At 74.1% G+C, this 24,861-nt stretch carries 27 protein-coding genes; 13 read left to right on the top strand and 14 right to left on the bottom strand.

What is annotated here, in order from left to right; translation table 11 throughout:
- Window positions 1-94 precede the first annotated feature (94 nt).
- Window positions 95-955, bottom strand: a complete 861-nt coding sequence (locus Aru02nite_RS35205; RefSeq protein ID WP_203664860.1) for an SDR family oxidoreductase — start codon at window positions 953-955, stop codon at window positions 95-97.
- A gap of 204 nt (window positions 956-1,159) precedes the next feature.
- Between Aru02nite_RS35205 and Aru02nite_RS35200 the strand changes: the two genes are divergently transcribed.
- On the top strand, window positions 1,160-1,537 hold the full coding sequence (locus Aru02nite_RS35200; RefSeq protein ID WP_203664858.1) for a winged helix-turn-helix transcriptional regulator: 378 nt from the start codon (window positions 1,160-1,162) through the stop codon (window positions 1,535-1,537).
- A gap of 12 nt (window positions 1,538-1,549) precedes the next feature.
- Here the strand turns inward: Aru02nite_RS35200 and Aru02nite_RS35195 are convergent, their stop codons facing one another.
- The 4 genes from Aru02nite_RS35195 to Aru02nite_RS35180 all read right to left on the bottom strand — a co-directional run bounded on the left by Aru02nite_RS35195 (window position 1,550) and on the right by Aru02nite_RS35180 (window position 5,551).
- Window positions 1,550-2,209 carry a response regulator gene (locus tag Aru02nite_RS35195; RefSeq protein WP_203664856.1) on the bottom strand — a complete coding sequence of 220 codons (660 nt, stop codon included), beginning with the start codon at window positions 2,207-2,209 and terminating at the stop codon, window positions 1,550-1,552.
- Entirely contained in the window at window positions 2,206-3,360 is a 1,155-nt protein-coding gene (locus Aru02nite_RS35190) for a sensor histidine kinase (RefSeq protein ID WP_203664853.1), read from the bottom strand. Before Aru02nite_RS35190 ends, Aru02nite_RS35195 begins: the two co-directional genes overlap by 4 nt.
- Entirely contained in the window at window positions 3,357-4,208 is an 852-nt protein-coding gene (locus Aru02nite_RS35185; RefSeq protein ID WP_239077157.1) for a CPBP family intramembrane glutamic endopeptidase, read from the bottom strand. The genes Aru02nite_RS35190 and Aru02nite_RS35185 overlap by 4 nt, the downstream gene beginning before the upstream one ends.
- A gap of 290 nt (window positions 4,209-4,498) precedes the next feature.
- Complete coding sequence (locus Aru02nite_RS35180; RefSeq protein WP_203664851.1) at window positions 4,499-5,551, bottom strand: DUF418 domain-containing protein; 1,053 nt, start codon at window positions 5,549-5,551, stop codon at window positions 4,499-4,501.
- A 118-nt stretch (window positions 5,552-5,669) separates the two neighbouring features.
- Between Aru02nite_RS35180 and Aru02nite_RS35175 the strand changes: the two genes are divergently transcribed.
- Window positions 5,670-6,773, top strand: a complete 1,104-nt coding sequence (locus Aru02nite_RS35175; protein WP_239077156.1) for a sensor histidine kinase — start codon at window positions 5,670-5,672, stop codon at window positions 6,771-6,773.
- Window positions 6,770-7,411, top strand: a complete 642-nt coding sequence (locus Aru02nite_RS35170) for a response regulator (RefSeq protein WP_203664849.1) — start codon at window positions 6,770-6,772, stop codon at window positions 7,409-7,411. Before Aru02nite_RS35175 ends, Aru02nite_RS35170 begins: the two co-directional genes overlap by 4 nt.
- Here Aru02nite_RS35170 and Aru02nite_RS35165 read toward each other — a convergent pair.
- From Aru02nite_RS35165 to add, 3 genes are all read right to left on the bottom strand, one after another.
- Entirely contained in the window at window positions 7,408-7,638 is a 231-nt protein-coding gene (locus Aru02nite_RS35165; protein WP_203664847.1) for a hypothetical protein, read from the bottom strand. The genes Aru02nite_RS35170 and Aru02nite_RS35165 overlap by 4 nt on opposite strands.
- A 134-nt stretch (window positions 7,639-7,772) precedes the next feature.
- Window positions 7,773-8,006, bottom strand: coding sequence for a carboxypeptidase-like regulatory domain-containing protein (locus tag Aru02nite_RS35160; RefSeq protein ID WP_203664845.1), 234 nt, complete (start codon window positions 8,004-8,006; stop codon window positions 7,773-7,775).
- Window positions 8,007-8,340: 334 nt separating this feature from the next.
- Window positions 8,341-9,345 (bottom strand): adenosine deaminase, encoded by a 1,005-nt coding sequence (add, locus tag Aru02nite_RS35155; RefSeq protein ID WP_203664843.1) that lies wholly within the window; start codon window positions 9,343-9,345, stop codon window positions 8,341-8,343.
- A gap of 744 nt (window positions 9,346-10,089) precedes the next feature.
- On the opposite strand from add, the gene Aru02nite_RS35150 reads away from it, so the two are divergent.
- Window positions 10,090-11,055, top strand: coding sequence for a quinone oxidoreductase family protein (locus tag Aru02nite_RS35150; RefSeq protein ID WP_239077155.1), 966 nt, complete (start codon window positions 10,090-10,092; stop codon window positions 11,053-11,055).
- 7 nt (window positions 11,056-11,062) lie between these two features.
- Here the strand turns inward: Aru02nite_RS35150 and Aru02nite_RS37060 are convergent, their stop codons facing one another.
- A complete protein-coding gene (locus Aru02nite_RS37060; RefSeq protein WP_239077162.1) occupies window positions 11,063-12,133 on the bottom strand; it encodes a GNAT family N-acetyltransferase in 1,071 nt (356 codons plus the stop codon).
- A gap of 103 nt (window positions 12,134-12,236) precedes the next feature.
- Here Aru02nite_RS37060 and Aru02nite_RS35140 point away from each other — a divergent pair, with 103 nt between their 5' ends.
- Window positions 12,237-12,815, top strand: coding sequence for a TetR/AcrR family transcriptional regulator (locus Aru02nite_RS35140; RefSeq protein WP_203664841.1), 579 nt, complete (start codon window positions 12,237-12,239; stop codon window positions 12,813-12,815).
- 405 nt (window positions 12,816-13,220) lie between these two features.
- Window positions 13,221-13,901 carry a shikimate kinase gene (locus Aru02nite_RS35135; RefSeq protein ID WP_239077154.1) on the top strand — a complete coding sequence of 227 codons (681 nt, stop codon included), beginning with the start codon at window positions 13,221-13,223 and terminating at the stop codon, window positions 13,899-13,901.
- Window positions 13,902-13,919: 18 nt separating this feature from the next.
- Here Aru02nite_RS35135 and Aru02nite_RS35130 read toward each other — a convergent pair whose 3' ends face one another.
- Window positions 13,920-14,774, bottom strand: a complete 855-nt coding sequence (locus Aru02nite_RS35130) for a LysR family transcriptional regulator (RefSeq protein WP_203664839.1) — start codon at window positions 14,772-14,774, stop codon at window positions 13,920-13,922.
- A gap of 71 nt (window positions 14,775-14,845) precedes the next feature.
- Between Aru02nite_RS35130 and Aru02nite_RS35125 the strand changes: the two genes are divergently transcribed.
- Complete coding sequence (locus tag Aru02nite_RS35125) at window positions 14,846-15,787, top strand: DMT family transporter (protein ID WP_203664838.1); 942 nt, start codon at window positions 14,846-14,848, stop codon at window positions 15,785-15,787.
- A 134-nt stretch (window positions 15,788-15,921) separates the two neighbouring features.
- Here the strand turns inward: Aru02nite_RS35125 and Aru02nite_RS35120 are convergent, their stop codons facing one another.
- Window positions 15,922-16,842, bottom strand: a complete 921-nt coding sequence (locus Aru02nite_RS35120) for an RNA polymerase sigma-70 factor (protein ID WP_203664837.1) — start codon at window positions 16,840-16,842, stop codon at window positions 15,922-15,924.
- Window positions 16,843-17,010: 168 nt separating this feature from the next.
- On the opposite strand from Aru02nite_RS35120, the gene Aru02nite_RS35115 reads away from it, so the two are divergent.
- On the top strand, window positions 17,011-17,499 hold the full coding sequence (locus tag Aru02nite_RS35115) for a carboxymuconolactone decarboxylase family protein (RefSeq protein ID WP_203664836.1): 489 nt from the start codon (window positions 17,011-17,013) through the stop codon (window positions 17,497-17,499).
- A gap of 133 nt (window positions 17,500-17,632) precedes the next feature.
- The gene (locus Aru02nite_RS35110) at window positions 17,633-18,340 is read left to right on the top strand and encodes a GNAT family N-acetyltransferase (RefSeq protein ID WP_203664835.1); all 708 of its coding nucleotides are present in this window, start codon (window positions 17,633-17,635) and stop codon (window positions 18,338-18,340) included.
- 136 nt (window positions 18,341-18,476) lie between these two features.
- Here Aru02nite_RS35110 and Aru02nite_RS35105 read toward each other — a convergent pair whose 3' ends face one another.
- Together Aru02nite_RS35105 and Aru02nite_RS35100 are read right to left on the bottom strand one after the other, a co-directional pair.
- Complete coding sequence (locus Aru02nite_RS35105; protein ID WP_203664834.1) at window positions 18,477-19,421, bottom strand: alpha/beta hydrolase family protein; 945 nt, start codon at window positions 19,419-19,421, stop codon at window positions 18,477-18,479.
- A 39-nt stretch (window positions 19,422-19,460) separates the two neighbouring features.
- Window positions 19,461-20,306, bottom strand: a complete 846-nt coding sequence (locus tag Aru02nite_RS35100) for a helix-turn-helix transcriptional regulator (RefSeq protein WP_203664833.1) — start codon at window positions 20,304-20,306, stop codon at window positions 19,461-19,463.
- Between the two features lie 101 nt (window positions 20,307-20,407).
- Between Aru02nite_RS35100 and Aru02nite_RS35095 the strand changes: the two genes are divergently transcribed.
- The 3 genes from Aru02nite_RS35095 to Aru02nite_RS35085 all read left to right on the top strand — a co-directional run bounded on the left by Aru02nite_RS35095 (window position 20,408) and on the right by Aru02nite_RS35085 (window position 22,647).
- Entirely contained in the window at window positions 20,408-21,406 is a 999-nt protein-coding gene (locus tag Aru02nite_RS35095; protein WP_203664831.1) for an aldo/keto reductase, read from the top strand.
- 134 nt (window positions 21,407-21,540) lie between these two features.
- Window positions 21,541-22,023 (top strand): hypothetical protein, encoded by a 483-nt coding sequence (locus tag Aru02nite_RS35090; RefSeq protein WP_203664829.1) that lies wholly within the window; start codon window positions 21,541-21,543, stop codon window positions 22,021-22,023.
- 75 nt (window positions 22,024-22,098) lie between these two features.
- Window positions 22,099-22,647 carry a dihydrofolate reductase family protein gene (locus Aru02nite_RS35085; RefSeq protein ID WP_203664827.1) on the top strand — a complete coding sequence of 183 codons (549 nt, stop codon included), beginning with the start codon at window positions 22,099-22,101 and terminating at the stop codon, window positions 22,645-22,647.
- A 47-nt stretch (window positions 22,648-22,694) separates the two neighbouring features.
- Here the strand turns inward: Aru02nite_RS35085 and Aru02nite_RS35080 are convergent, their stop codons facing one another.
- A complete protein-coding gene (locus tag Aru02nite_RS35080; RefSeq protein WP_203664898.1) occupies window positions 22,695-23,822 on the bottom strand; it encodes an epoxide hydrolase family protein in 1,128 nt (375 codons plus the stop codon).
- Between the two features lie 72 nt (window positions 23,823-23,894).
- On the opposite strand from Aru02nite_RS35080, the gene Aru02nite_RS35075 reads away from it, so the two are divergent.
- Window positions 23,895-24,848, top strand: a complete 954-nt coding sequence (locus Aru02nite_RS35075) for a helix-turn-helix transcriptional regulator (protein ID WP_203664825.1) — start codon at window positions 23,895-23,897, stop codon at window positions 24,846-24,848.
- Window positions 24,849-24,861 lie beyond the last annotated feature (13 nt).

The raw sequence follows: 24,861 nt of genomic DNA, 5'->3' as shown, positions 1-24,861 counted from the left end.
CTGGCGCCCTCGCGCGCGGATCCAGGTACACGGTGCGGCGGGGGCCGACTGCCGACGCCGCGGCGCGGGCGTCGGCAGTCGGAACCGGCGTGGCTCAGGCGAGGGCGGCGCGGGCGGCGTCGGCGATGTCGACCGGCGCGCGCCCCAGCAGCTTCGGCAGGTCCGGGCGTACCTCGGCGAGCCGGCCGGCGCGGACCGCGACGTCGATCGCGACGAGGGTGTCGGCGAGGAAGCCGGGGAGGCCGGCGTCGCGCAGGCCCTGCGCCAGGTCGGCGTCGGCGGCACCGACGTGCGCCAGCGGCCGGCCGGTGATCCCGGTGGCGATCGCCGCCAGCTCGTCGAACGTCCACGCGCGCGGCCCGGTCAGCTCGTACACGGTGCGGTCGTGGCCGGGGGTGCTGGCCACGACCGCCGCGGCCTCGGCGTAGTCGTCGCGGGCGGCGCTGGCGAGCCGGCCGCTGCCGGTCGCGGTGACCAGCGCGCCCCGGTCGTAAGCGGCGGCGAGCTGACCGGTGTAGTTCTCGTGGTACATGTTGTTGCGCAGGAACGAGAAGGGGATGCCGGTGTCCCGGATCGCCCGTTCGGTACCGCCGTGCACCTCGGCGAGGCCGGCGACGCTGTCCGCGTCCGCCGCCGTCACGCTCGTGTACGCGAGGAAGCCGACGCCCGCGTCTGCCGCGGCACGTACCGCGGTGGCGTGCTGGGCGAGCCGCTGGTCGTCGGATCCGTTGGTGGACACCAGAACCAGCCGGTCCACCCCGTCGAACGCCCGGCGTACGGAGGCGGCGTCGTCGAAGTCGGCCTGGCGTACGTCGACGCCGGCGGCGGCCAGGTCGGCGGCGCGGCCGGCATCGCGTACGGAGACGGCGATCTCGGCGGCGGGCACGCGGTCCAGCAGGTGCGCGACGATACGGCCGCCGAGGGCACCGGTGGCTCCGGTCACGAGAATGGTCATGGCTGCTCCTGGTTCTCCGGTCCTGGTCTCGGGTGGTTCGCCACTAACCGTAGGAGCCAAACTTTCGATCGGTAAGTACTAACCTTCGGGTTAGTATCGGACACCCAGGTGAAACCCCAGCTCAGAGCGGGTGCGTTCGGCACCGGTTGTGTTCGCCGTTACCTGACCTGTGCACAGTCACTTACCAGCGGTAAGCTTGGCGGCATGGCAGCCACCGCCCCGCGCCCCGGCAACGTCTTCGACCGCAACTGCCCGTCGCGGCCGGTGCTGGAGCACGCCACCAGCCGCTGGGGCGTCCTCGTACTGGGTGCGTTGCTCGGCGGCACCCGGCGGTTCACCGAGCTGCGCCGCGAGGTCGACGGCGTCAGCGAGAAGATGCTGTCGTCCACCCTCCAGTCCCTCGAACGCGACGGCATGGTCGAGCGCGAGGTGCTGCCCGTCATCCCGCCGCACGTGAACTACCGGCTCACCGACCTCGGCCGGCGCATGGCCCGGCACGTCCGCCGGCTGTACCAGCTGGTCGAGGAGACGCTGCCGGACGTGCTCGCCGCCCAGGACGCGTACGACCGGCGCCGCCGCTGACGTACGGGCGGATCAGGTGACCAGGCCGCGACGGTACGCGTAGACGACGGCCTGGACGCGGTCGCGCAGGTCGAGTTTCGTCAGGATCCGCGACACGAACGTCTTGACCGTCTCCGGGCTGATCACCAGCGCGGCGGCGATCTCGCTGTTCGAGCGGCCGTCCGCGAGCAGCCGGAGTACCTCCAGCTCGCGTGGGGTGAGCGGGATGTCGGGGTCGGCGCGGTCGGCGGGCCGGATGCGCGCGGCGTACCGGCCGACGAGTTGGCGGGTGACCTCGGGGTCGAGCAGCGCGGCGCCGCTGGCGACGGTACGGATGCCGTGCAGGAGCTGGGCCGGCGGCGCGTCCTTGAGCAGGAAGCCGCTCGCCCCGGCGCGCAGCGCCTCGTAGACGTACTCGTCGAGGTTGAAGGTGGTGACGACGAGGACCTTCACCGGGTGCGGCACGCCCGCGCCGGCCAGCTGCCGGGTGGCCTGGATGCCGTCCAGGACCGGCATCCGGACGTCCATGACGACCACGTCGGGGCGCAGCCGGGCGGTAAGGTCGACCGCGGCCTGCCCGTCGCCGCACTCGCCGACGGTCTCCAGGTCGCGTTGCGCGTCGATGATCGTGGCGAGACCGGTCCGGATCAGTACCTGGTCGTCGCAGACCAGGACCCGGATCGGCGCGGTCACGACACCTTCCCGGCCGGGATCCGCGCCCGTACGACGAAGCCGCCGTCGGGCCGGCCGTCCGCGGTGAAGTCGCCGCCGAGGACGTCCACCCGGTCGCGCAGGCCGGCGAGCCCGCGCCCACCACCCGCCGGTACGGCCGGGCGGGCGCCGGCGCCGTCGGTCGCGACCTCCACGCTGATCTCCCGTTCGCCGTGGTGCACCAGGACCTCGGTACGGCTGCCGCGCGCGTGCTTGAGCGCGTTGGTCAGCGCCTCCTGCACAACCCGGTACGCCACGAGGTCGGCGCTGCCGGCCGACTCCGCCGGCGTGCCCCGCTCGGTGAACTCGACGGGCTGGCCGGCCCGCCGCGTCTGGTCCACCAGCGTACGCAGCCGGCCGGCGGGCGGGGTCCGGGCGTCGCCGTCGTGGCCCGGGTCGAGCAGGTCGAGCAGGTGCCGCAGGTCGGTGATGGCGCGGCGGCCGGTGTCGGTGACGGCGGTGAGCGTCTCGCTCAGCCGCTCCGGCGCGCCGGTCAGGTACTGCGCGGCCTCCGCCTGCACCACCATCGCCGTCACGTGGTGGGTGACGACGTCGTGCAGTTCGCGGGCGATCCGGGTGCGCTCGGCCGTACGGGTGGCCTCGGCGACGCGGCTGCGCCGTTCGGCCTCCGCGGCCCGGGTGGCGCGCCACCAGGTGCCGATCCCCCAGGCCAGCGCGCACGCCAGGTAGAACATCACGTACCCGCTGACCGACTCGCCGGGGCCGACCCGCGCCAGCGTCACCGCGAGCCCCGCGTACGCTAGGGAGAAGGCGAGGGCGGTGGTGCGCCGGAGCCGGCCGGCGTTGGCGCCGACGGCGACGAGCGCGATCGGCAGCGCGGTGCCGGCCATCGTGTGGTAGCCGCGGAGCTGGTCGACGGCGAACCCGACGGACACCAGCGCCAGGCACCAGACCGGCCAGCGGCGCCGCACGACCAGCGGCAGGCACTGCACCCCGATGGCCACCAGCGCGACCGCGTCGTACGGGTGGGCGGGGACGCCGCCGAGCTGCGTACCGAAGTTGTGCAGCGACGGTACGAGCGAGCCGACCAGCAGCAGCAACGCCAGCGGCGCGTACCAGACCGCGGCGCCGATCCGGCGCCACGGTACGGGTACGCGTCGGAGTCCGGTCACCGTGGCAGCGTAGTGGCGGCTTCGAGGCGGGCGAGCCGCTGGCCGCCCATCGGTACGATGCGGCCCCGCCGGTGCGCGACCCACAGGAACACGACCGCGGTGAGCAGGCAGAAGACCACCGAGTACAGGCTGCCCTCGGGGCCGAAGCTGCCGCCGGTGACCAGCGACGGCCCGGACATCGTCGCGTCGAGCAGCCCGTGGTTGGACCCGTTGCCCGACACCTCGGTACTGAAGATGGCGGCGGCGGCGAAGTTCCACCCGAAGTGCAGCCCGATCGGCACCCACAGCCGGCGCGTCGCGACGTACGCGGCGGTCAGCATGCTCCCGGCCTCGACCACGATCGCGAGCGCCCCCCACACGCTCGCGTCCGGATTCGCCAGGTGGTACGCGCCGAACAGCAGACCGGTCAGCAGCATCGCGAGCCACGTACCGGTGCGGCGTTCGATGACGCGGAACAGCACGCCACGGAACATCAGCTCCTCGGTCACCGCCGCCGCCGCCATGAACCCGAACAGGCCGACCGCACCGCCGACCTGACCCGGGCCGTTCACGTGGTAGTAGCCGAGGAACCAGATGTTCACGACCACCAGCGCGAACACCGCAACGCCCAGTACCGTGCCCAGGCTCAGGCCACCGACCAGGCCCGTGCGGCCGACCTCGTCGACCCGGCGCTTCTCGGTCAGCCGCACCAGCCCGGCGTACGCGGCGACCGCGGCGGCGGCGGTCAGCAGGCCGGCGGCGAGCATCAGCCAGGGTTTCCCCTGTACCGCGGCCAGCGCCTGCCCGCCGAGGGCCGAGATCACCACCACGGCCACCAGTTGCAGGACGGTCTTTCCGATCACCTTCACGCTGACTCCCTCGCCGGATCCGCGGCCGACCCGCCGCGGCTGCGCCGAACGCTACGGACCGGACGAGCCGGAATCGTCCCCGCGAAGCGGACACTCGCCCGTAGCTCGTACGGGGGACGCGACGCGGTCACCCCGCGTCGACGTCGATGCCGCTCTCGGCCCGGAGGGGGCGATGCACCCGATCGGTCGTCACGTGCCCGGAATCGCCCTCCTGCCCGGTCGGCGCGCGACGCGCCGCACCCCGCGGTCAGCGCGCCCTCAGCGCTCCCCGCGGTCAGCGACCCGCGCGGTCAGCGCGCACCGGTGGCGCGGCGCAGCGGCGGGCGGCGCAGCCAGGTCGCCCAGCGCCACAACCATTCCAGCGGCCCCTGCCGGAACCGGCGCAGCCACAGCGTGGACAGCAGCCACTGCGCGGCGAGGATCGACCCCGCGACCGCCAACACCGTGCCGGTACTCCAGTCCTCGGGCCGGCCACCGATCAGCGGCGCCACGATCCGTACGACGACGGTCGCGGTCAGGTAGTTGGTCAGCGCCATCCGGCCCAGCGGCGCGAACACCGCCCGGAGTACGGGTCGCAGCGGGGTGCGGAGCGCCACCAGCACCGCGCACACGTACGCACCGGCGGTGCAGAGGCCGGCGGCGGCGAACGCGCCCGAGCCGCCGGACCGTACCTGCCACCACGCGAGCGGCACGGCACCGGCGACCAGACCGAGCCCGAGTACGGCCGGCACGGTGGTGGAGCGCTCGATGCGGGCGACCACGCCGTACCGGGTGAGGGCGGCGCCGAGCAGGAACAGCCCGGGAATCAGCGCGAATAAGCCGTACCCGGCGAGAAGCGGCACGACCAACAGTACGGCGGCCAGGCCGGCGACCGCCCAGCGCGGCGGCCAGCTCGACGGCAGCAGGACGACGAGGCCGACGACGGCGTACACGGCCAGAATGTCGCCCTCCCACAGCAGCAGGTGGTGCGCCAGGCCCACCGCCAGCAGTACGAGGAGCCGGCGCAGCAGCACGATCCGGGGGCGCGCGACGCGGTCGCCGGCCGATCCGAGCAGCAGCGCGAACCCCACACCGAACAGCATCGAGAAGATCGGGAAGAACCGCTGGTCGACCAGCAGGCCCGGCCAGTCGGCGCCGGTCAGCGGGGCGGTCAGGATCCGCGCGCCCGCGTTGGCGATCGGCTGCACGTTGGCCAGCAGGATCCCGCACAGCGCGAACCCGCGCAGCACGTCCAGCGCCGAGATCCGGGCACGATCGCCGGATCCCTTGGTACGCAACGGATCGGGCGTGGGTTCGGTGGGCGGTGGCAGGGCGGCCCCGGGGCCGGTGGAGAGTGCGGACATGGCACGAATCCTCGGCGCCGCACCCGTACGCGGGCATCGGCCGGAAGGACGCACCGGCGGCGCGCCGGTCGTTCTTTCGGCCGGTTCGGCGCGGACCGGGACTGCGTAACCTGGCCGGGTGGAACGGTTCCGACGGTACGCGGGGGACGTGGCGCTCGCCGTCGCGGTCGCGGCGATGCTCGCCGTGCAGGCGGTACGGATCGCGGACAGCTGGGGCGGCACGTACTGGGTGGTCGACGTGGTCGCCGGCGCGGCGGTGTGCGGCACCGTACTGCTGCGGCGCCGTGGCCCCGCGTCGACGGTGCTCGGGCTGGCGGTGGCGGCCGCCACGGTCGGCGCCGCCGCGTACGCCGGGCTGCCGCGCGAGCCGAGTCCCGCGATGGCGCTGTCGCTCGCCGTCCTCGCCGCCGCCGCGGTACTCCGGCGCCCGGTGCGCCCCGCCCTCGGTACAGCCGGCGCCGCCGTCGCCATCATCGCCGCGAGCTGGCTCACCGGCCTCGCGTCCGGGTCGACCGCGGTACCGGCGATCGGCGCGCTGCTGCTGGGCGTGGCGCTCGCCGTCGCGCTGCCGTTGCGGCTGCTCGCGGCCCGCCGCCGCGCCACCGCCGACGCCGTACGCCGGGAGGAGCGGCTGGAACTCGCCCGCGAGCTGCACGACGTCGTCGCCCACCACGTGACCGGGATCGTGGTCACCGCGCAGGCCGCGCACATCGCCGCCCGGCGCGACCCGGCCCTGGTCGACGACGCGCTGACCGACATCGAGACGGCCGGTGCCGAGGCGCTGACCGCGATCCGGCGCGTCGTCGGGCTGCTGCGCGACGCGGCCGACGCACCGAGCGCCCGTACCGAGGACCTGCGGGAGCTGGTGACGCGCTTCGCCGAACGCGGCCCGACCGTACGGTTGACGCTGCCGGACGGCGAACCGGACGCCGCCACCTCCGCCACCGTGTACCGGATCGTGCAGGAGGCGCTGACGAACGTGGCGCGGCACGCCCCGCGCGCCACCGCCGTCACCGTCACCGTCACCCGCGACCGGCGCGGCCTGACCGTCGAGGTCACCGACGACGCCGCACCGGCCCGGACCCGACGCCACCCCGGCGGGTACGGTCTGGTCGGAATGCGCGAACGTGTCGAGGCCCTCGGCGGCACCCTGTCCGCCGGCCCGCGTACCGGCGCCGGCTGGTCCGTCGTCGCCACCCTCCCCGCGCAGGACCCGGCATGACCATCCGGGTACTCGTCGCCGACGACCAGGCGATGGTCCGCGGCGGGCTGCGGATGATCCTGGAGGACCAGCCGGACATCACCGTCGTCGCGGAGGCCGCCGATGGCGTCGAGGCCGTCGAGCAGGCCCGGCGGCTCCGCCCCGACGTGTGCCTCGTCGACATCCGGATGCCGCGCATCGACGGCATCGAGGTCACCCGCGCGCTCGCCGGCCCGGACGTACCGGATCCGCTGCGGGTCGTCGTGGTCACCACCTTCGACCTCGACGAGTACGTGCACGGCGCGCTGCGCGGCGGCGCCGTCGGCTTCGTCCTCAAGGACGCCGGGCCCGCCCTGCTCGTCGAAGCCGTCCGCGCCGCGCACCACGGCGACGCCCTCGTCTCCCCGTCCGTCACGCTCCGGCTGCTCCGCCACCTCACCGCCGTACGCCCCCGGCACGAGCCGCATCCCTTGTCCGAAAGGGAACTCGACGTGGTCCGCGCCATCGCGCGCGGCCGTACGAATCGGGAGATCGGCGCCGAACTCTTCATCTCCCTCAGTACGGTCAAGAGCCACGTGTCGGCGGTGCAGACCAAGCTCGGGCTGCGCAACCGGGTCGAGATCGCCGCCTGGGCCTGGGAACACGACCTCGCCCGCTAGGCGGGGCCGCTGTCGTCCTTGCCGCGGCGGGCGAGGGCGTCGCCGAGCGGCACCCGCCGTACCAGGCTCGCCACGCCGACGACGCAGATCAGGCACCCCACCACGACCAGCGGTACGCCGAGCAGCAGTGACACGTGCAGGCACGCGGAGAGTCCGCCGCCGACGCCCATCAGCAGCGCGGTGAACGTCAGCACGAGCTTGCCCGGTACGGAGTCTTCGTCGGGCATCCGCGGTCGGTACACGGGACCAGGCTGCCCGACGACGGTGGCACCGGCCATCGCCCGAACGACCAACGCTCCGGGCGGTCTGCACGTACCGGACGGTCAGCGCAGCGGGCGTGGGCCCCTCGATACCGGTGTGTTCAACGGATTCCCGAGTCGAACCCCAGCGGGACGGTCGTGAAGGAGTGCGGGCGTACCCGCACCGGCACCACCGGGTTCCGCAGGACCGGGAACGGGGAGCCGTCGAAGGCGGCGCCGGGCCATTCCACGCGCACCGTGTAGTCGCCCGGCGGCACACCCACCCGGAACCTGCCGGCCGCGTCGGTGCGCGAGATCGCGAAGACGCCGGGCCAGCCGTGCCGGGTCAGCACCAACCACACTCGTACGTGCCCGGGTGGTGGGCACGGGTGCCCCGGGCTGCTGGCCGGGCAGGTCGGCCCCACCGTCGTCTGACCGCGGATCCCGCTTCCCCGCCACAGCGACGCGACCGGCCAGGGCCCGATCGTGACCACGGCCGCTATGACCACGGCGGCGATCACCGCGAGACGGACAGGATGCTTCGGCATGGCAGTGAGACGCGCCAACGGTTCGGCGCGTTCCCCGGCCCGCCGCACTGCCGACGGCCACGCAGCGCCCCGTCGGTACCGTCGTCCGACGGAGCCGGTGAGCCGCGGCCCGCGCGCACGGGCCGGACCGCGGCGTACCGCGTCAGAGGGTGGCGTCGATCTCGGTGAGCAGGTCGCGTTTCAGCTCGTCCGGGGCGAACGAGGCGCGTACGCCGGCGCGGGCGATCCCGGCGACCCCGTGGGCGTCCAACCCGGCGAGCCGGGCCACGTACCCGTACTCCCGGCACAGGTTGGTGTCGAACATGCCCGGGTCGTCGGTCCCCAGCGTGACGGTCACCCCGGCGCGCAGCAGCTCGACGACCGGGTGCCGCGCGGGATCGGCCACCACCCCGGTACGCAGGTTCGACGTCGGGCACACCTCCAGCGGCGTACCGGTGTGGGCGAGGTGGGCGAGCAGTTCGGGGTCGGCGACCGCGGCGATGCCGTGGCCGATGCGGTCCGCGTGCAGGTCGTGCAGCGCCGACCGGACGGCGTCCGGCCCGGTCGACTCGCCCGCGTGGATGACCGCGCGGTAGCCCAGGTCGCGCCCCTGCTCGACGTACCGCGCGAACAGGGCGCGGGGTGCGGCCTGCTCCAGGCCGGCGAGCCCGACCGCGACCGTACCGGGCGGCGCGTGGTGGCGCAGGAAGGCGGTCGTCGCGTCGGCCGCATCCAGGCCGTACTCGGCGGGCGTGTCCACGATGAACCCGAGGCGTACGCCGTGCTCGCGCAGCGCGGTCTCGCGGCCGGCCGCCATCGCCGCGGCGAGCGCGCCCGGATCCATCCCCACCCCCAGATGGGTGCTCGCGGTGACGGTCAGTTCGGCCCACCGGACGTTGTTGGCCGCGGCATCCCGGGCGGCGCCGACGATCAGCGCGGTCACGTCCTCCGGCGTGCGTACGAGCTGGTCGACGGCGTGGTACACGTCGATGAAGTGGGCGAAGTCGGTGAACGTGTAGAAGCGGCGCAGGTGCTCGGCGTCCGGTCGGATGCCGGCCGCCGGATGCCGGCGGGCCAGGTCGAGCACTGTCGGTACGGACGCCGAGCCGACCAGGTGCAGGTGCAGGTCGGTCTTGGGCAGGGCACGGATGACGTCGGGCAGGGACACGGGATCGCTCCGGAAGGTCGGGATGGCCGTGGACGGTGACGGGAGGGCAGCGGGATCCGCTGTCGCGTCACGGCATCGAAGCGAGGTCGCCGCGCTCGGTGTCCACCCCGTACAGGGGCAGCTTGTAGGCGATGCGCGACATGCCGGCAGCCTAAGAGGTCCTAACAGAAAGGACTGTCGGCGCCTGGCGGACTCAGGACGACGCTGCCGACGTTGTCGGCACAGTCGCATACAACACCGGTATGCGACTGCACCTCCGCCTTGGCAGCCCCGCCCTGAGCCTCGCCAGCCTTCCGACGCCTTTCTGTTAGGACCTCTAACACCGCCGTACCGGCCGAACCCGCGCGTGCCGTCCCGGACCGGCACCGGGGCACATCGTCCGCCGGGCGACCCGGGCGGCTGGCACACCATCGACGCGCGGAACGTCCTGCGGGGCGCGGTGGCGGGCCGGTGGAAGGCATACACCCGGCCGGAGCGCGGGGTGGTTCGTGGCGCCGGATGCGGCGGGACTCATGGCGCCGCCCGGGGCGCGGACGACTCCGACTCGACCACTCGTCGACGCGCGCGGCGTCGATGTCCGCCGACACGGCCGGACGTACGGGATCCGTTGCGGCGGAAGGGTTCCGGCGCCTCGCGTCAGCCGCCCGGTCACCAACGCCGAGTCCGTCGCGGGCCGTACGCCGCTGGCACCGAGCGGGCGCGTACCGTCGACGTAAAACCGAGTGATGTGGTGGACAATCGGCGGTGGAGGGGGAACGGGTGCGGGCGGTACGGGTGGACCGGTTCGGCGGGCCGGAGGTACTGGAGCTGGTCGAGACCGCCGCGCCGGTCGCCGCGGACGGGCAGGTGGTCGTCGACGTCCTCGCCGCAGGCGTCAACTTCGCCGACACGGGGCGGATCGCGGGCACGTACCGGCCGACGCCGGAGCTGCCGTTCGTGCCGGGTACGGAGGTGGTGGGGCGCACCGCGGACGGTCGCCGGGTGCTCGCGCCGACGTTCGCCGGTGGCGGGTTCGCGGAGCGCGCGGTGATTTCCGCCGCGGACGCGGTGACCGTACCGGAGGGGGTGGGCGACGCCGCCGCGCTCGCGTTGCTGGTGCAGGGTCTGACCGCCTGGCACGCACTGGCGAGCTGCGCCCGGATCCGGCCGGGCGAGTCGGTCGTCGTCAACGCCGCGGCGGGCGGTGTCGGCTCGCTCGCCGTCCAGCTGGCCCGGCACTTCGGCGCGGGCCGGGTCGTGGCGGTCGCATCGACACCGGAACGCCGGGCGTACGCGCGGTCGATCGGCGCGGACGCCGCGGTCCCGGGCGACGCGGACGGCTACGCCGAGCGGGTGCTCGCCGCGAACGACGGCCACCCCGTCGACGTCGTACTGGAGTCGGTGGGCGGCCGGGTGTTCACCGCCGGGCTCGACGTACTGGCCCCGTTCGGTCGGCTGGTCACTTTCGGCAACGCGTCGCGCGAGGGGCGCCCGCTGGTCGATCCGGGCGCCCTCGCCGAACGCAACACGGCCGTACTCGGGTTCTGGCTGCGGCCGGCGCTCGCCGTGCCCGGCGCGTACGCGGAGCCGCTGGCGGCGATGTTCCGGCTGGTCGCCGACGGCGTGCTGACCCCGCGCACGGACGCCGCGTACGGCCTCGGTGACGTGCGCCGGGCGTTCGGTGACCTGCTCGCCCGTACGACCACCGGCAAGGTCACGCTCCGCCCGTGACGGGCGGTCACGTCGTACGGCGCCGCTCGTAGTAGTGCAGGCGGTCGTCGCTGGCGTACCGGTGCAGGCCGGCCTTCTCCAGTACCCGCTGGGATCCGAGGTTGTCGTGCGTGGTGTCGGCGCGCACCAGGTCGACCCGCCCGGTGGCGAACACGTGGTCGAGCAGCCCGCGTACGGCCTCGGTGGCGATGCCGCGGCCCTCGACCTCCGGCGCCACGCCGTACCCGAACTCGACGGTGCGGTCGTCGCCGGGCGGGCCGAAGCAGCCGAGCCCACCGACGACGAGACCGGTGTCGCGGTCCACGATCTGCAACGCGCCGAACCACGGGTCGTCCGCCGCGTCGTGCCGCAGCGCCATCCGGGCCACGTCGCGGTCGTCCGCCCGCGGGTACCCGGGTGACCAGGGTTGGCCGGTCCGGTCGTCGGCGAGGATGCGCTCGGCCTGCTGCCGGGTGAGCGGCCGCAGGTCGAACCGTTCGGTCGGCAGCGTCGGCGCCGGCCGCTCGTACGTGGTGACGACGACGCCCGAGTCGAGCGCGTCGCTGTGCACCGGCCGGTACGTGTCGACCGCGAACTCCCCCGCGAACAGCGGGATGCCCGAGCCGATGGCGATCGGGGCGCGCTTGATGACGAGCCGGTCGATCTCGGGTCGCAGCGCGGCGGCGAGCGTGGCCCCGCCGACGAGCCAGATTCCCTTGCCCTGCTGGCGTTTCAGCTCCCGCACGTACGCCACCGGGTCGGTCGCGACGAGCTCGACGCCGGGGTCCGGGCTCTCGGCCAGCGTGCGGGAGAACACCACGTGTCGCAGGTGCGGGTACGCGTTCGTGACGCCCGCGTCGAGGCCGACCTGATAGCTGCGCCGGCCCTCCAGCACGGTGTCGAAGTGGTCGCCGTCGGCGGTCACCGACAGCGCGGTACGCGCCGGGCCGGGCAGCGTCTCCGGGTACGTCGCCGTCAGGTAGGCGATGTCGGCGGCGGTGACCGGCCAGAAGCCGCCGGGTCCGGTCGGGTCGGCGCCATCCGGGCCGGCGACGAACCCGTCGAGCGTGACGGCGACGAGGTACGTGAGCGTGCGGATACGTGCTCCTTGGTAGTACGGTCTGCTAAAGCACTGCGCTTGCAGTGGTCAGAAGTTAGCACTGCACTTGCAGTGGTGTCAACGACCTTCGGGAGCCGCCCGCATGCGACAGAACCCGGCCCGGCGCACCGCGCTGCTCGACGCCGCCATCGACGTACTCGCCCGGGACGGGTCGCGCGGCCTGACGCTGCGCGCCATCGACGCCGCCGCCTCCGTACCGACCGGCACGGCCACGAACTACTTCCGGGACCGCGACGACCTGCTCGGCCAGGTGATGCGCCGGACCCGGGAACGGCTCGCGCCCGACCCCGCCGTCGTCGAGAGGACGATGCGCGCACCGCGCGACGCGAAGCTGGTCGCCGAACTGATGCGGCAGCTCGTGGACCGGATGCGCGCCGACCGCGCCAGCAACCTCGCCATGCTCGAACTGCGGCTGGAGGCGACCCGGCGCGCCGCGCTCGGCGACGAACTGGGCGGCTTCCTCACCGCCGAACACACCGAGCTGATCGACTTCCACCTCGGTGCCGGGCTGCCCGGCGACCGCATCGGCGTGGCCCTGCTGTACTTCGCGATGTCCGGCCTGCTGCTCGACGACCTGACCCTGCCGGCGATCCCGGACCAGTACCGGACCGACGAGCTGGTCGCCACGCTCGTCGCCCGCGTCCTGTCCGCGCCCCGCTGACCCGCCGCGGATGCTCCATTGTGGACAGATGGCCGCGCTTTCCGTTCCGCGGGCGGCATTCCGCCGCACGACGCGGGTGGCGCCTGACGTTTCGGCCGACCGCGTCGTCGGAGTCTTCGGAACACCATCCGGTACGCGGCCGGCCGGCCACCGGTACGGCGCGGCGAACCGGACTTCGACGACCACAGGGCGCTGTGGACGCTGGTGTTCGCCATCGGGCAGATCTGCTTCTTCGTACCGGTCGCGTTGATCGCCAAGCCGGTGCCGGGCAGGGCACCGGGCCGGAACTACACCTCCTGACGTACATCGCGGGCCGGCGGCACCACCGGCCCGCAGCGCCCCTGACGTCGCCACCGGTCGGGATGGCAGGCTGGGAGGGAGCCCGGCACCGAGGAGGAACCACGCATGACCGACCAGCCGTACCCGGCCGACACCGAGACGCTGCGGCGCCGGCTGCGCCACGTGTACTGGATCGGTGGGGGCTCGGGTGGCGGCAAGTCGACCGTCGCCCGGCACCTCGCCGACCGGTACGGGCTGCGGATCTACGACACCGACGCGCTGATGTCCGACCACACCGGGCGCACCACGCCGGCGGACAGCCCGTACCTGCACGAGTTCATCGGCATGGACATGGACCAGCGGTGGCTGCTGCGCAGTCCGCACACCATGCTCGACACGTTCCACTGGTACCGCGGGGAGGGGTTCCGGCTGATCGTCGAGGACCTGCTCGACCAGGGTGCCGACACCGGCGTGGTGGTCGAGGGTTTCCGTGCCCTGCCCCATCTGGTACGCCCGCTGCTGGCCGAGCCGCGGCAGGCGGTGTGGCTGCTGCCGACGCCCGCGTTCCGGCGGGCCGCGTTCGAGCACCGCGGATCCCTGTGGTCGATCGCCGGGCGTACCAGCGATCCGGAGCGGGCGCTGGACAACCTGCTCGTCCGCGACGGGCTGTTCACCGACCGGCTCACCGCGGACCTCGCGCGGCTGGGGCTGCCCTCGATCGAGGTCGACGGGAGCCTCGGCGAGGACGAGCTCACCGCGCGCGTCGCGGCACAGTTCGGCCTGCCGGCCGGGGACGCCCGGCGCTGACCGCCGGCGGACCGCGGGTCAGCGACGGTCCGCGGCGAGGGCGAGGACCGCGGCGGCGGCCGGGCCGGCGTCGTCGTGCCCGGCCAGCACCAACCGTCGCGTACGCCGGGGCCGCACCGGTACGAGCGTGAGCGTGGAGTCGAGCATCGCCGTCGCCAGGTCCGGCACGATCGACACGCCGACCCCGGCCCGCACCATCGCCAGCAACGTCCCCATCTCCCGTACCCGATGGGTGGGGGCGAACGGGACTCGCGCGGCACGGTGCAGCCGGCGGATGTGGCGCTCGCAGCCGCCACGGGACAGCAGGAACGGGTCGTCGGCCAGGTCGGCGACATCGACGGCCGCCTCACCGGCGAGCGGGTGGTCGCGGCGCAGCAGCGCGCAGAACGCGTCCTCGGCGAGCGTCACGCCCCGTCCCGCCGGCGCGTCCACGAGTACGGCGAGGTCGACGGTGCGGGCCGCGAGCCAGCCGGCGACCTCGTCGTCCTCCCCCTCGAACAGTTCCACGTCGACCCGCGGCAACTCGGTACGCCACCGGGCCAGCAGCGCGGGCAGCAGTCCCTGGCACGCCGTGGGCGGCGCGGCCAGCCGTACGGTGCCGGCGGGCTGGCCGTCGCGGTGGTCGGCGAGGCGTTCGATCCGGGTGGCGGCGGCGACCAGGTCGCGCGCGGCCGGCATGATCCGCTCGCCGTACGCGGTGGCGCGGGTGCGCCCGGCGCGTTCGAGGACGGGGCCGTCGAGGCTGCGTTCGAGCGCCGACACGGCGTGCGAGACGGCGGACTGGCTGATCCCGAGCCGGATCGCGGCGGCACCGAACCCGCCCTCGTCGACGACGGCGAGGAAGGCGCGCAGCTGCGGCACGCTGACGTTCATGAGCGGTCCTCATGGGCTGGTCTGTTCTCGTTGTTGGACTCATGATGCCCCGGGCGGCCACGATGCTGCCCGTGCGTCCGCCTCGCTGGGTACCAGGGTTCCTGCTCGTCGCCGTGATCTGGGGCGCGAGCTTCACGTTCATCAAGCTCGCCGTCGACGGCGGGGTCGCACCGCCGTGGCTGGCGCTGATCCGCTGCGCGCTCGGCGCCGGCACCCTCGTCGCGATCTGCCTGCTGCGCCGCGAGACCATTCCCCGCGACCCCCGCACCTGGCTGCACGGGCTGCTCGTCGCGCTGCTGCTGCACACCGTCCCGTTCACCCTCGTCGCGTACGGCGAGACGCACGTGTCGTCGGTGTTCGCCGGACTCTGCAACGCCGTCACGCCGCTCGCCACGCTGCTGTTCGCGGTCGCCCTCGTCCCCGCCGAACGGCTCACCGGCCGGCGCCTCGGCGGGATCGGCGTCGGGCTCGCCGGCGTTTTCGTCCTCATCGGCGCCTGGCGCGGCCTGCCCGCCGGTACGCTCGGCGGCTCGCTCGCCTGCGTCGCCTCCACCCTCTGCTACGGCGCCGGCTTCGCCTACACCCGCCGGTACTTCGCGCACCGCGCCACCTCCGCCGCCGGCCTGTCCGCCGTCCAGATGTGTTGCGCCACCGCCGAACTCGCGTTCGTCGCACCGGTCGGCGCCGGCGCACCGCACTGGCCCGGCTGGACCGCGGCCACCGCCCTGCTCGTACTGGGCGCGTTCGGCACCGGCGTCGCGTACATCATCAACCTGAACGTGATCCGTACCGCGGGGGCGACCGTCGCCGCGACCGTCACGTACCTGACGCCGGTGGCCTCGACGCTGCTCGGCGCGCTCCTGCTCGGCGAGGCGCTCCGCTGGAACCACCTCGCCGGCGGCGTCCTGATCCTCGGCGGCGTCGTCCTCGTCCAACTCGCCTCCCGCCACGCCCCGGCCTTCCGGCCCGTGGCCGCCGCGGACCGTCCCCGGGTCGCGTCGTCGGACGGGTGAGTCACCCGACCGCTCGACGGACTGCGCACACCGCGCCCATCACGCTGGCGGAGACGACCCGGTCGCAGTGTCACCCGCCCCTCGTCGGACGGGTCGGCGTTCGGGATCGTCCCCGCGGCGCCGGCCGAGCGGGATCAGCGGCGGAGGGTGGTCTCCCGGTCGACGCGGGCGAGCTTGTCGGGGTTGCGCACCGAGTACAGGCCGGTGACGAGACCGTCGTCGACGCGTACCGCGATGACGGTGTCGATGCGGCCGTCGAGCCGCAGGATCAGCGCCGGGTGCCCGTTGACCTGCGCGGGTTCCAGGGAACGCGCGGCAAGGTTACCGAGCCCGGCGCCGAGTACGGCGGCGACCGCCTCGGCGCCGACGACCGGTTCCAGCGCGGCCTGCGCGACGCCGCCGCCGTCGCCGAGGAACACCACGTCGGGGGCGAGTACGTCGAGGAGGTGGTGGAGGTCGCCGGTGGTGACGGCGCGCTGGAACGCGCCGAGCGCGTCGCGGGCCTGGTCGGCGGACACGGCCTCGCGCGGCCGGCGGGCGGCCACGTGCGAGCGCGCCCGGTACGCGAGCTGGCGTACGGCGGCGGGGGTGCGGTCGACCGCGGCGGCGATCTCGTCGTACCCGAAGTCGAAGACGTCGCGGAGGACGAACACGGCGCGCTCGACCGGGGTCAGGGTCTCCAGGACGAGCAGCATGGCCATCGAGACGTTGTCGGCGAGTTCGACGTCGTCGGCCACGTCGGGCGAGGTGAGCAGCGGCTCGGGCAGCCACGGCCCCACGTACGACTCGCGCCGGCGGGACAGGGCGCGCAGCCGGTCCAGCGCCTGCCGGGTCGTGATCCGCACCAGGTACGCCCGCGGCTCGCGCACCGTGTCGAGGTCCACCCGGGACCATCGCAGCCAGGTTTCCTGCAGCACGTCCTCGGCGTCCGCCGCCGAGGAGAGCATCTCGTACGCGACGGTGAAGAGCAGGCTGCGGTGCGCGACGAACGTCTCGGTGGCCGGGTCGGGCCGCCGCTCGCCGGTACCGCGGTCGTCGGGGGTGCTGCCGGCCATCGGTGACGCTCCTCCTCTGGTACGGACGGGTCACCCATCGGACGCCGCCGGGGCTCCCGCCGTAACACGGTATCGGCGGTGGGGCCGGTCACAGGGCGGTCCGCGTGACGCGCCGCGGCCGGCGGTCGTCCCATGGTCGTCCACATCGATCGACCCGAGTGAGGAACCATGAACGAGCCCCGTTTCGACCTGAACGGCAACGGCCTCGGCGCGCGGATCGGCAAGCGGTTCGCGGGCGCCAGCGCCGCGATCCTGGAGTCGACGCTGCCGAAGTCCACGGTGGAAATGGTGGAGCTGCGGGCCAGCCAGATCAACGGGTGCGGCTTCTGCGTCGACGCCCACACGAAGGAACTCGCCGCCGCCGGCGAGCCCCCGGTCCGCGTCAACCTGGTCGCCGCGTGGCGCGAGTCCACCGTGTACTCCGACGCGGAGCGCGCGGCGCTGGCGTTCGCGGAGGAGGGTACCCGGCTGGCGGACGCGTACGAGGGGGTGTCGGACGAGACGTGGGCGCTGGTGCGCGAGCACTACACCGATGACGAGGTCGCCGCGCTGGTGTACCTGGTGGCGATGATCAACGCGGCGAACCGGCTGCTGGTGATCACCCGGACCAAGGGCGGCTCGTACGAGGCGGGCATGTTCGCCGCCGCCGCCCGCTGACCGCTCCCCCGGCGGTACGGCAGTGGCCCGGGTCGCTCCGGGCCCGGCAGCCGCGTCGTACCGCCGGGCCGCGGGCGTAGCGTTCCGTACGCCCGCACCGGGCGGGACCGTACGACGCGGGAGGCACGGCACGATGTCCAGCGACCCCTCCGTACTCGACGACCCGGTCGGCGCCTCGCTGCACGGGCGGCACGCGCACCTGGCGCGGCGGCGGGGCCGGGTCGCGACGTACCTGCCGGAGGTCGCGACGTTCTCGGCGCTGCCGGCCGTTCCGGACGCCGCGGACTGGGCCGACCTGGCCGCGCTGCTCGGCTCCGGCGGGTTCGCCGACCTGTTCAGCGGTACGGCCACCCCACCCCCGGACTGGGAGCCGGTGTTCGCCCTGGACGGCCGCCAGCTGACCTGGACCGGCACCGTACGGCCGGAAACCGGCGGGGCACGGCCGGTGGCCGGCGGCGAGGTCGTCGAGCTGGGTGCGGACAGCCTGCCGGAGATGCTCGACCTGGTGGCGCGGACGAAGCCCGGACCGTTCCGGCCGCGTACCCGGGACATGGGCCGCTACCTCGGGATCCGGGTCGACGGGACGCTCGTCGCGATGGCCGGCGAACGCCTCCGGCCGCCCGGCTGGACCGAGATCAGCGCCGTCTGCACGGCCCCCGAGGCACGCGGCCGGGGGTACGCCGCCCGGCTGGTCGGTACCCTCGTGGCGGGCATCACGGCGCGCGGCGAGCGGCCGTTCCTGCACGTCGCCGAGGCCAACACCGGCGCCCTCGCACTGTACGAGCGGCTCGGCTTCACGACCCGGAGAACGGTGACGTTCCGCGGCTTCCGCACCCCGTGACCGCGGTGTCCACAGTGGACTGCCGGGTCGAGGTCCGCCGCCCGCGCCACCAGCTCGTCGTACGCCGTAGTCGGCTCGGCCAGCGACGCGTCCTGGATCTGAGGCGTCACCACGCTCCCCTGGCCTGACCGAGCCGTCACGCGCTCGTACGGCTCCCGGTGCGCGCGCCGATCCATCGGGCCAGCGCGTCCAGGTACCCGGGCGCCAGGCCGGCGGCCGTCCCGAGCCGGTGGTCGGCGCCCGGGAACACCTCGACGGTCAGCGACGCGCGGCGGTCCCGGCCCGGCCGGCACGCCGCCCGGCCGAACAAGGCGAGACTGTCGGCGACGGGAACCAGCTCGTCCGCGGCGCCGAACACGGCGAGGTGCGGGCACCGCAGCCGGCAGACGTCCGGGATCGGATCGTGGTCCTGCTTCCGCGCCCGGAACCTCCACAGCCGCTCGTCCACGTCCGCCCAGAAGTCCGTGAACGCCGCCGGCACCTCGGCCGCCTCGACCACCGCGCACGCCTCGGCGAAACTCCCACCGCGACGTCCCACCGCCATCACCCTGTCGTACGTCTCCGCGGCGGCGTCGACCTCGGCCCGCGTCGCCGAGCCGTCCCGGCGTACCGCGGTGAGCAGGGCATGGCGGTCCTGAACGGCCGGCGTCGTACCGGGGCCGCTGTTGGTGACCACCCAGGCGACGTCATCCCGACCGGCCGCCGCCCGCAGCACCACCCACCCGCCTTCGCTGTGCCCGAACAGCCCCACCGCATCGGACCGCACACCCGGCCGCGTACGCAGGAAGCGCAGAGCCGCGTCCGCGTCGGCCGCAAGGTCGTCCATCGTCGACGCGAGCCAGTCACCGGACGACGCACCCACCCCGCGCTTGTCGTACGACAGCACCGCGACACCCGAGTCGACGAGATGCCGGCGGATCGGCGGAAAGAAGGTGTCGTTGTGCCGATCGGACGGCCCGGACCCACCGACCAGCACCACCCCGGGACGCGGCCCGTCCCCCTCCGGTACCGCCAGCGCGCCGGCCAGCGTGACCTCCCCGCTGGCGAACGCAACGTCGTACGGTTCCGCGTCGATCGGCATCGGCCCAGTATCCGGTGTCTCGTGCGGGCAAGGGAACCGTCAGTCGGCGGGGCGCAGGTCCTGGCTGCCGACCACCGCGAGGAGGTCGAGCTTGTCGCGGCAGTCGGTGCCCGGACGCGGATGCAGCAGGACGAGCGTCGTACCGTCGACGTCCCGGGTGAGGCGCTCGCACAGCAGGTCCAGCAGGCCGACCTCGGGGTGCACGATGCGCTTGGTGTCCGCGTGCCGCACGGCGACCTCGTGCTCCGCCCACACGGCGGCGAACTCCGGGCTCGCGGCGATCAGGTCGGCCACCATCGCCTCGACGTCCGGGTCACCGGCGCGGCGCCCGGCCGCCGCACGCAGGTCCGCGGCGTGCGTCCGGGAGTGCACCGCCCAGTCCTCCTCCGGTACGCGCTCGCGCGCCGCCGGGTCGGTGAACCAGCGCCACACCGCGTTGCGGGCGCGGCCGGTCAGCCCGGTCAGGTCGCCGGACACCAGCGTCGACATCCGGTTCTGCACCAGGACGCCGCACAGGTCGTCGACCACCAGCGCGGGCGTGTCCACCAACCGGTCCAGCAGGTACAGCAGGCCGGGGCTGACGTGCGCACCCGTACTGTGCCGTTCCGGCGCGGGCTGCCCGGTCAGGTGGAACAGGTGGTCGCGCTCGTCGTCGGTGAGGCGCAGGGCCCGCGCCAGCGCGGCGAGTACGGCGGTGGACGGGTGCGGGCCGCGGCGCTGTTCGAGCCGGGTGTAGTAGTCGGTGGAGATCGACGCGAGCGCCGCGACCTCGTCCCGGCGCAGCCCCGGCGTACGGCGGCGGGTGCCGGACGGGAGGCCGACGTCGGCGGGCGCGAGCCGTTCCCGGCGGGTACGCAGCAGGTCGGCGAGTGCGGCACGGTCCATGTCCCCACCGTGCCCCGCGGCGCCGCACGCATCCAGGGACCGCCGGTCCCTGGGAGCGGGTATGCCTGTCGGCCGGTCCCCGGACGCGCCATGGTGGACGCATGACGATCACCACGACGACACTCGGCAGTACCGGCCCGACCGTGGGCGCCCTCGGCCTCGGCTGCATGGGCATGTCCGGCGCGTACGGGCGTGCCGACGAGGACGACAGCGTCCGGACCATCCACGCGGCGCTCGACGCCGGCGTCACGCTGCTCGACACCGGCGACTTCTACGGCAACGGCCACAACGAGATGCTGCTCGGCCGCGCCCTGCGGGACCGCCGCCGCGACGAGTACGTGCTGAGCGTGAAGTTCGGTGGGATGCGGGATCCGGCGGGCCGGTTCGTCGGCTTCGACGCGCGCCCGGCCGCGGTCGGCAACTTCCTCGCGTACTCCCTGAACCGGCTCGGCACCGACCACGTCGACATCTACCGCCCGGGGCGGCTCGACCCGGACGTTCCGATCGAGGACACCGTCGGCGCGATCGCCGAGCAGGTCGAGCGCGGCTACGTACGCCACATCGGGCTGTCCGAGGTCGGCTCCGAGACGATCCGCCGGGCCGCGGCCGTGCACCCGATCAGCGACCTGCAGATCGAGTACTCGGTGCTCACCCGCGGCATCGAGAACGGCATCCTCGACACCTGCCGCGAACTCGGCATCGGCATCACCGCGTACGGGGTGCTGTCCCGCGGGCTGATCGGCGCGAGCGGCAACGGCGGGACCGCGGACGCCACGCACGCCGCCTGGCCGCGCTTCCAGGGCGAGAACCTCCGGCGCAACCTCGACCTCGTCGCCCGCCTCGAACCGATCGCGGCCCGGCACGGGCTCACCGTCCCGCAGCTGGCGATCGCCTGGGTGGCGGCGCAGGGCAGCGACATCGTGCCGCTGGTCGGCATGCGTACCGTCGCGCGGTTGCAACCGGCCGTCGACGCGCTCGCCGTCACGCTCACCGCGGACGACCTCGCCGACGTCGACCGGGCCGTACCGGCGGACGCGGTGGCCGGCAGCCGGTACCCGGAGGCGCTGATGTCCTCGCTGGACAGCGAGGCGTCCGCCTGAGCACACCGCCGGTCGCGCGACGGATCGGCACGGGTCGATGTCGGGACGGACGAGCCGGATCGTGCCGGTACGGTCCAACCGGGATCGGCCAAACAGCCGGAGACGGGACGCGACCGGCACCTTACGGTCGGGTCATGACGTTGTGGGCATGGGTCACGCACCTCGGCGCGGGCACGTACGCGGCGGCCGGCGCGGTCGTCGTCGCGGCCGGGTCCGGCTGGTACACGCGGCGCCAGGCGGTGACCGCGACCAGGCAGTTCACCCACGACCGGCGGCCACGGTTCACGGCGGTGATCGAGTCGGTGAACGGCGGCGCGTGGTACAAGCTGACGCTGCGGCTGGACGAGCCGTCGCCGCTGTCGGCGCTGACGGCCGAGATCCGGACCAAGGGCGTGCAGTTCGCCGGCGGCCAGGGGTACGGGCCGTACCCGACCGCGACGGCCACCTGGACCGACCTGGCGGTCGGCGACTCGGCCGTCTGGCGCATCGACCTGCCGCGTACCGGTCGGCCCGAGCTGCTCGCGGTCCGGCTCACCTGTGCCGGCGCCACCCGGCACGAGCGCTGGACGTACGTGGTGGAGACGCCGGTACCGCAGCCCGGCCGGATCAGCGTCTGACCGGCGATGAGTCGGGCCGGTCCGCGCCGTCTACCGGGAAGGATCTCGGGTGACCGCGGCCGGGAGGAGCCGGACATGCGTACCGTGGTGTTGATCATGACCGCGTCCGTCGACGGGTACGTCGTCTCGCCGGCCGGGCACGCCGGTGGGCTGCCCGAGCCGGCCGAGCTGAAACGGTGGAAACTCGACCGGATCCGCCGCGCCGGTACGCACGTGATGGGTCGCGTCACGTACCTGGAGATGGCGTCGTTCTGGCCGACGTCGACCGACGAGTACGCGGCGCCGATGAACGACATCCGCAAGGTCGTGTTCTCCCGGACGCTGCGCGAGGCGACCTGGCCGGAGTCGAGCATCGCGCGCGGCGAACTGACCGCGGAGATCGGGGCGCTGAAGCGGCAGCCGGGCGGGGAGATCATCGCCTGGGGCGGCGCCGGGTTCGCGCAGGCGCTCTCCCGCGCCCACCTGATCGACGAGTACGCGCTGGTCGTGCAGCCGGTCGCGTACGGCGGTGGCGAGCCGGTCTTCCGGGGCCTGCCGGGCGCGCTGCACCTCGACCTGGCCGCCGCGACCACGTACCCGTCGGGCACGATGCTGCACGTGTACCGGCCGCACGACCACCACTGACCCGAACCGTCCACAGTGGACGGACCGGGCCGGCGGCGGGCGGCGCGTCACCGGACGAGGCGGAAGAAGGCGCGCACGTCCTCGACGAAGAGGTCCGGCGCCTCCATCGCCGCGAAGTGCCCGCCCCGGTCGTACTCCGACCAGTGCACGACCTTGTGCTCCCGCTCGGCGATCCGCCGTACGCCGGGGTCACCGGGGAACACCGCCACCCCGTGCGGCACCCCCGAGTACTCCACCGGCGCGCCCCACGCCCGCTGCGTCTCCTTGTACAGCCGGGACGACGACGCGGCGGTACCGGTGAACCAGTAGATGCTGACGTCGGTGAGCAGCTGGTCGAGGTCGACGGCGTCCTCGGGCAGCTCGCGCGCCGGGTCGGTCCACTCCCGGAACTTCTCGGCGATCCACGCGAGCTGCGCGGCCGGCGAGTCGTGCAGCCCGTACGCCAACGTCTGCGGCCGGGTCGACTGGATCATCGCGTACCCGGCGCGGTCCTGGTCCTGGTACTGCCCGAGCCGGGCCAGTTCCGCCGGGGTGAGGCCGGCGAACTCGGCCGGGTCGCCGCTGGGAAACCCGAGCCCGCCGTTGACGTGCACGCCCGCCACGCGGTCGGGGGCGACGCGGCCGAGCGCCGGGGAGATGACGGCGCCGCTGTCCCCGCCCTGCGCGCCGTAGCGCTCGTAGCCGAGCCGGGACATCAGCTCGGCCCACGCCCGCGCGACCCGGTCCAGGTCCCAGCCGGGTTCGGTGGTCGGCCCGGAGAAACCGAACCCGGGGATCGACGGCACCACCACGTCGAACGCGTCCGCCGCCGACCCGCCGTACGCCACCGGGTCGGTCAGCGGCCCGACGACCTTCGTGAACTCGGCGACCGAGCCGGGCCAGCCGTGCGTGACGATCAGCGGCAGCGCACCCGGCTCGGCCGAACGGACGTGCAGGAAGTGGATGTTCTGCCCGTCGATCTCCGTGGTGAACTGCGGGAACGCGTTGAGCGCCGCCTCGTGCGCGCGCCAGTCGTACCGGGTGCGCCAGTGTTCCGCCAACCGCCGGGCGTACGAGGTCGGCACGCCGTACGACCAGCCGACGCCGGGCAGTTCGTCGGGCCACCGGGTACGCGCCAGCCGGTCGTGCAGGTCGTCGAGGTCGGCCTGCGGAACGTCGATGCGGAACGGGTTGATCTCAGCCATGCCCACCACGCTAGAAGCCGGTTAGGACAACCCAAGTCCTAGCTGGCCGACAGAATGGTCGCCATGATGGAGACCTCGGCCCGGCTGCTCCGGCTGCTGTCCCTGCTCCAGGCGCACCGCGACCGCTCCGGTACGGAGCTGGCGGAGCGGCTCGGCGTCACCACCCGGACCGTACGGCGCGACGTGGACCGGCTGCGGGAGCTGGGATACCCGGTGCACGCGACCCCCGGTACGCCCGGCTACCGGCTGGGCGCCGGGTCCGACCTGCCGCCGCTGCTGCTGGACGACGACGAGGCGGTCGCCGTCGCGGTGGGCCTGCGCACCGCGGCCGGCGGTACGGTCGCCGGCATCGAGGAGACCTCCGTCCGTGCCCTCGCCAAGCTCGAACGGGTACTCCCGGCGCGGCTCCGCCGGCGCGTGCAGGCGCTCGGCTCGATGACCGTCGCCCTGCCGGCGGCGACCGTACCGGTGGATCCGGACGTGCTCGGCGCGATCGCCGCGGCCTGCCGCGACCACGAGGTACTGCGGTTCGACTACACCTCGCACGGGGGCCGGGACAGCCGGCGCGCCGCGGAACCGTACCGGCTGGTGCATTCCGGGCGCCGCTGGTACCTGGTGGCCTGGGACACCGACCGGCACGACTGGCGGACGTACCGGGTCGACCGGCTGCGGTTGCGCACCCCGAACGGGCCGCGCTTCGCCCCGCGCGACCCGCCCGACGACGACCTCGCCGCGTACACCTCCCGGGCGATCTCCAGCGCGCCGTACCGGTACCGGGCGCGGCTGGCGGTCCAGGCGCCGGCGGAGGTGGTGACCGAGCACATGCCGCCGACGGTGGCGACGGTGGAGCCCGTCGACGCGCGGAACTGCGTACTGCTGTGCGGTGCGGACCGGCTCGACGAGATCGCCGTCTGGGTCGCGCTGATGGACGTGCCGTTCACCGTGCTCGACCCGCCCGAACTGGCCGACCGCATCGGCGCGCTCGCCGACCGGTTCCACGCGGCCGCCGGCCGGTGAGCGACACTCGACG

This window comes from Actinocatenispora rupis (genome assembly GCF_016861975.1).
Taxonomy (GTDB): domain Bacteria; phylum Actinomycetota; class Actinomycetes; order Mycobacteriales; family Micromonosporaceae; genus Actinocatenispora; species Actinocatenispora rupis.
Note: the sequence above shows the minus strand (reverse complement) of the source record. Positions and strands in the feature narration are given on the sequence as shown.

What these genes read in the sequence shown, in the direction of transcription:
- Aru02nite_RS35200 (WP_203664858.1), top strand. Translation starts at nt 1,160, where the DNA reads ATGGCAGCCACCGCCCCGCGCCCCGGCAACGTCTTCGACCGCAACTGC.
- Aru02nite_RS35090 (WP_203664829.1), top strand. Translation starts at nt 21,541, where the DNA reads ATGACGTTGTGGGCATGGGTCACGCACCTCGGCGCGGGCACGTACGCG.
- Aru02nite_RS35120 (WP_203664837.1), bottom strand. Translation starts at nt 16,842, where the DNA reads ATGGCCGGCAGCACCCCCGACGACCGCGGTACCGGCGAGCGGCGGCCC.
- Aru02nite_RS35115 (WP_203664836.1), top strand. Translation starts at nt 17,011, where the DNA reads ATGAACGAGCCCCGTTTCGACCTGAACGGCAACGGCCTCGGCGCGCGG.
- Aru02nite_RS35140 (WP_203664841.1), top strand. Translation starts at nt 12,237, where the DNA reads ATGCGACAGAACCCGGCCCGGCGCACCGCGCTGCTCGACGCCGCCATC.
- Aru02nite_RS35135 (WP_239077154.1), top strand. Translation starts at nt 13,221, where the DNA reads ATGACCGACCAGCCGTACCCGGCCGACACCGAGACGCTGCGGCGCCGG.
- Aru02nite_RS35165 (WP_203664847.1), bottom strand. Translation starts at nt 7,638, where the DNA reads ATGCCCGACGAAGACTCCGTACCGGGCAAGCTCGTGCTGACGTTCACC.
- Aru02nite_RS35075 (WP_203664825.1), top strand. Translation starts at nt 23,895, where the DNA reads ATGATGGAGACCTCGGCCCGGCTGCTCCGGCTGCTGTCCCTGCTCCAG.
- Aru02nite_RS35085 (WP_203664827.1), top strand. Translation starts at nt 22,099, where the DNA reads ATGCGTACCGTGGTGTTGATCATGACCGCGTCCGTCGACGGGTACGTC.
- Aru02nite_RS35170 (WP_203664849.1), top strand. Translation starts at nt 6,770, where the DNA reads ATGACCATCCGGGTACTCGTCGCCGACGACCAGGCGATGGTCCGCGGC.
- Aru02nite_RS35100 (WP_203664833.1), bottom strand. Translation starts at nt 20,306, where the DNA reads ATGGACCGTGCCGCACTCGCCGACCTGCTGCGTACCCGCCGGGAACGG.
- Aru02nite_RS35105 (WP_203664834.1), bottom strand. Translation starts at nt 19,421, where the DNA reads ATGCCGATCGACGCGGAACCGTACGACGTTGCGTTCGCCAGCGGGGAG.
- Aru02nite_RS35180 (WP_203664851.1), bottom strand. Translation starts at nt 5,551, where the DNA reads ATGTCCGCACTCTCCACCGGCCCCGGGGCCGCCCTGCCACCGCCCACC.
- Aru02nite_RS35110 (WP_203664835.1), top strand. Translation starts at nt 17,633, where the DNA reads ATGTCCAGCGACCCCTCCGTACTCGACGACCCGGTCGGCGCCTCGCTG.
- Aru02nite_RS35130 (WP_203664839.1), bottom strand. Translation starts at nt 14,774, where the DNA reads ATGAACGTCAGCGTGCCGCAGCTGCGCGCCTTCCTCGCCGTCGTCGAC.
- Aru02nite_RS35095 (WP_203664831.1), top strand. Translation starts at nt 20,408, where the DNA reads ATGACGATCACCACGACGACACTCGGCAGTACCGGCCCGACCGTGGGC.
- Aru02nite_RS35205 (WP_203664860.1), bottom strand. Translation starts at nt 955, where the DNA reads ATGACCATTCTCGTGACCGGAGCCACCGGTGCCCTCGGCGGCCGTATC.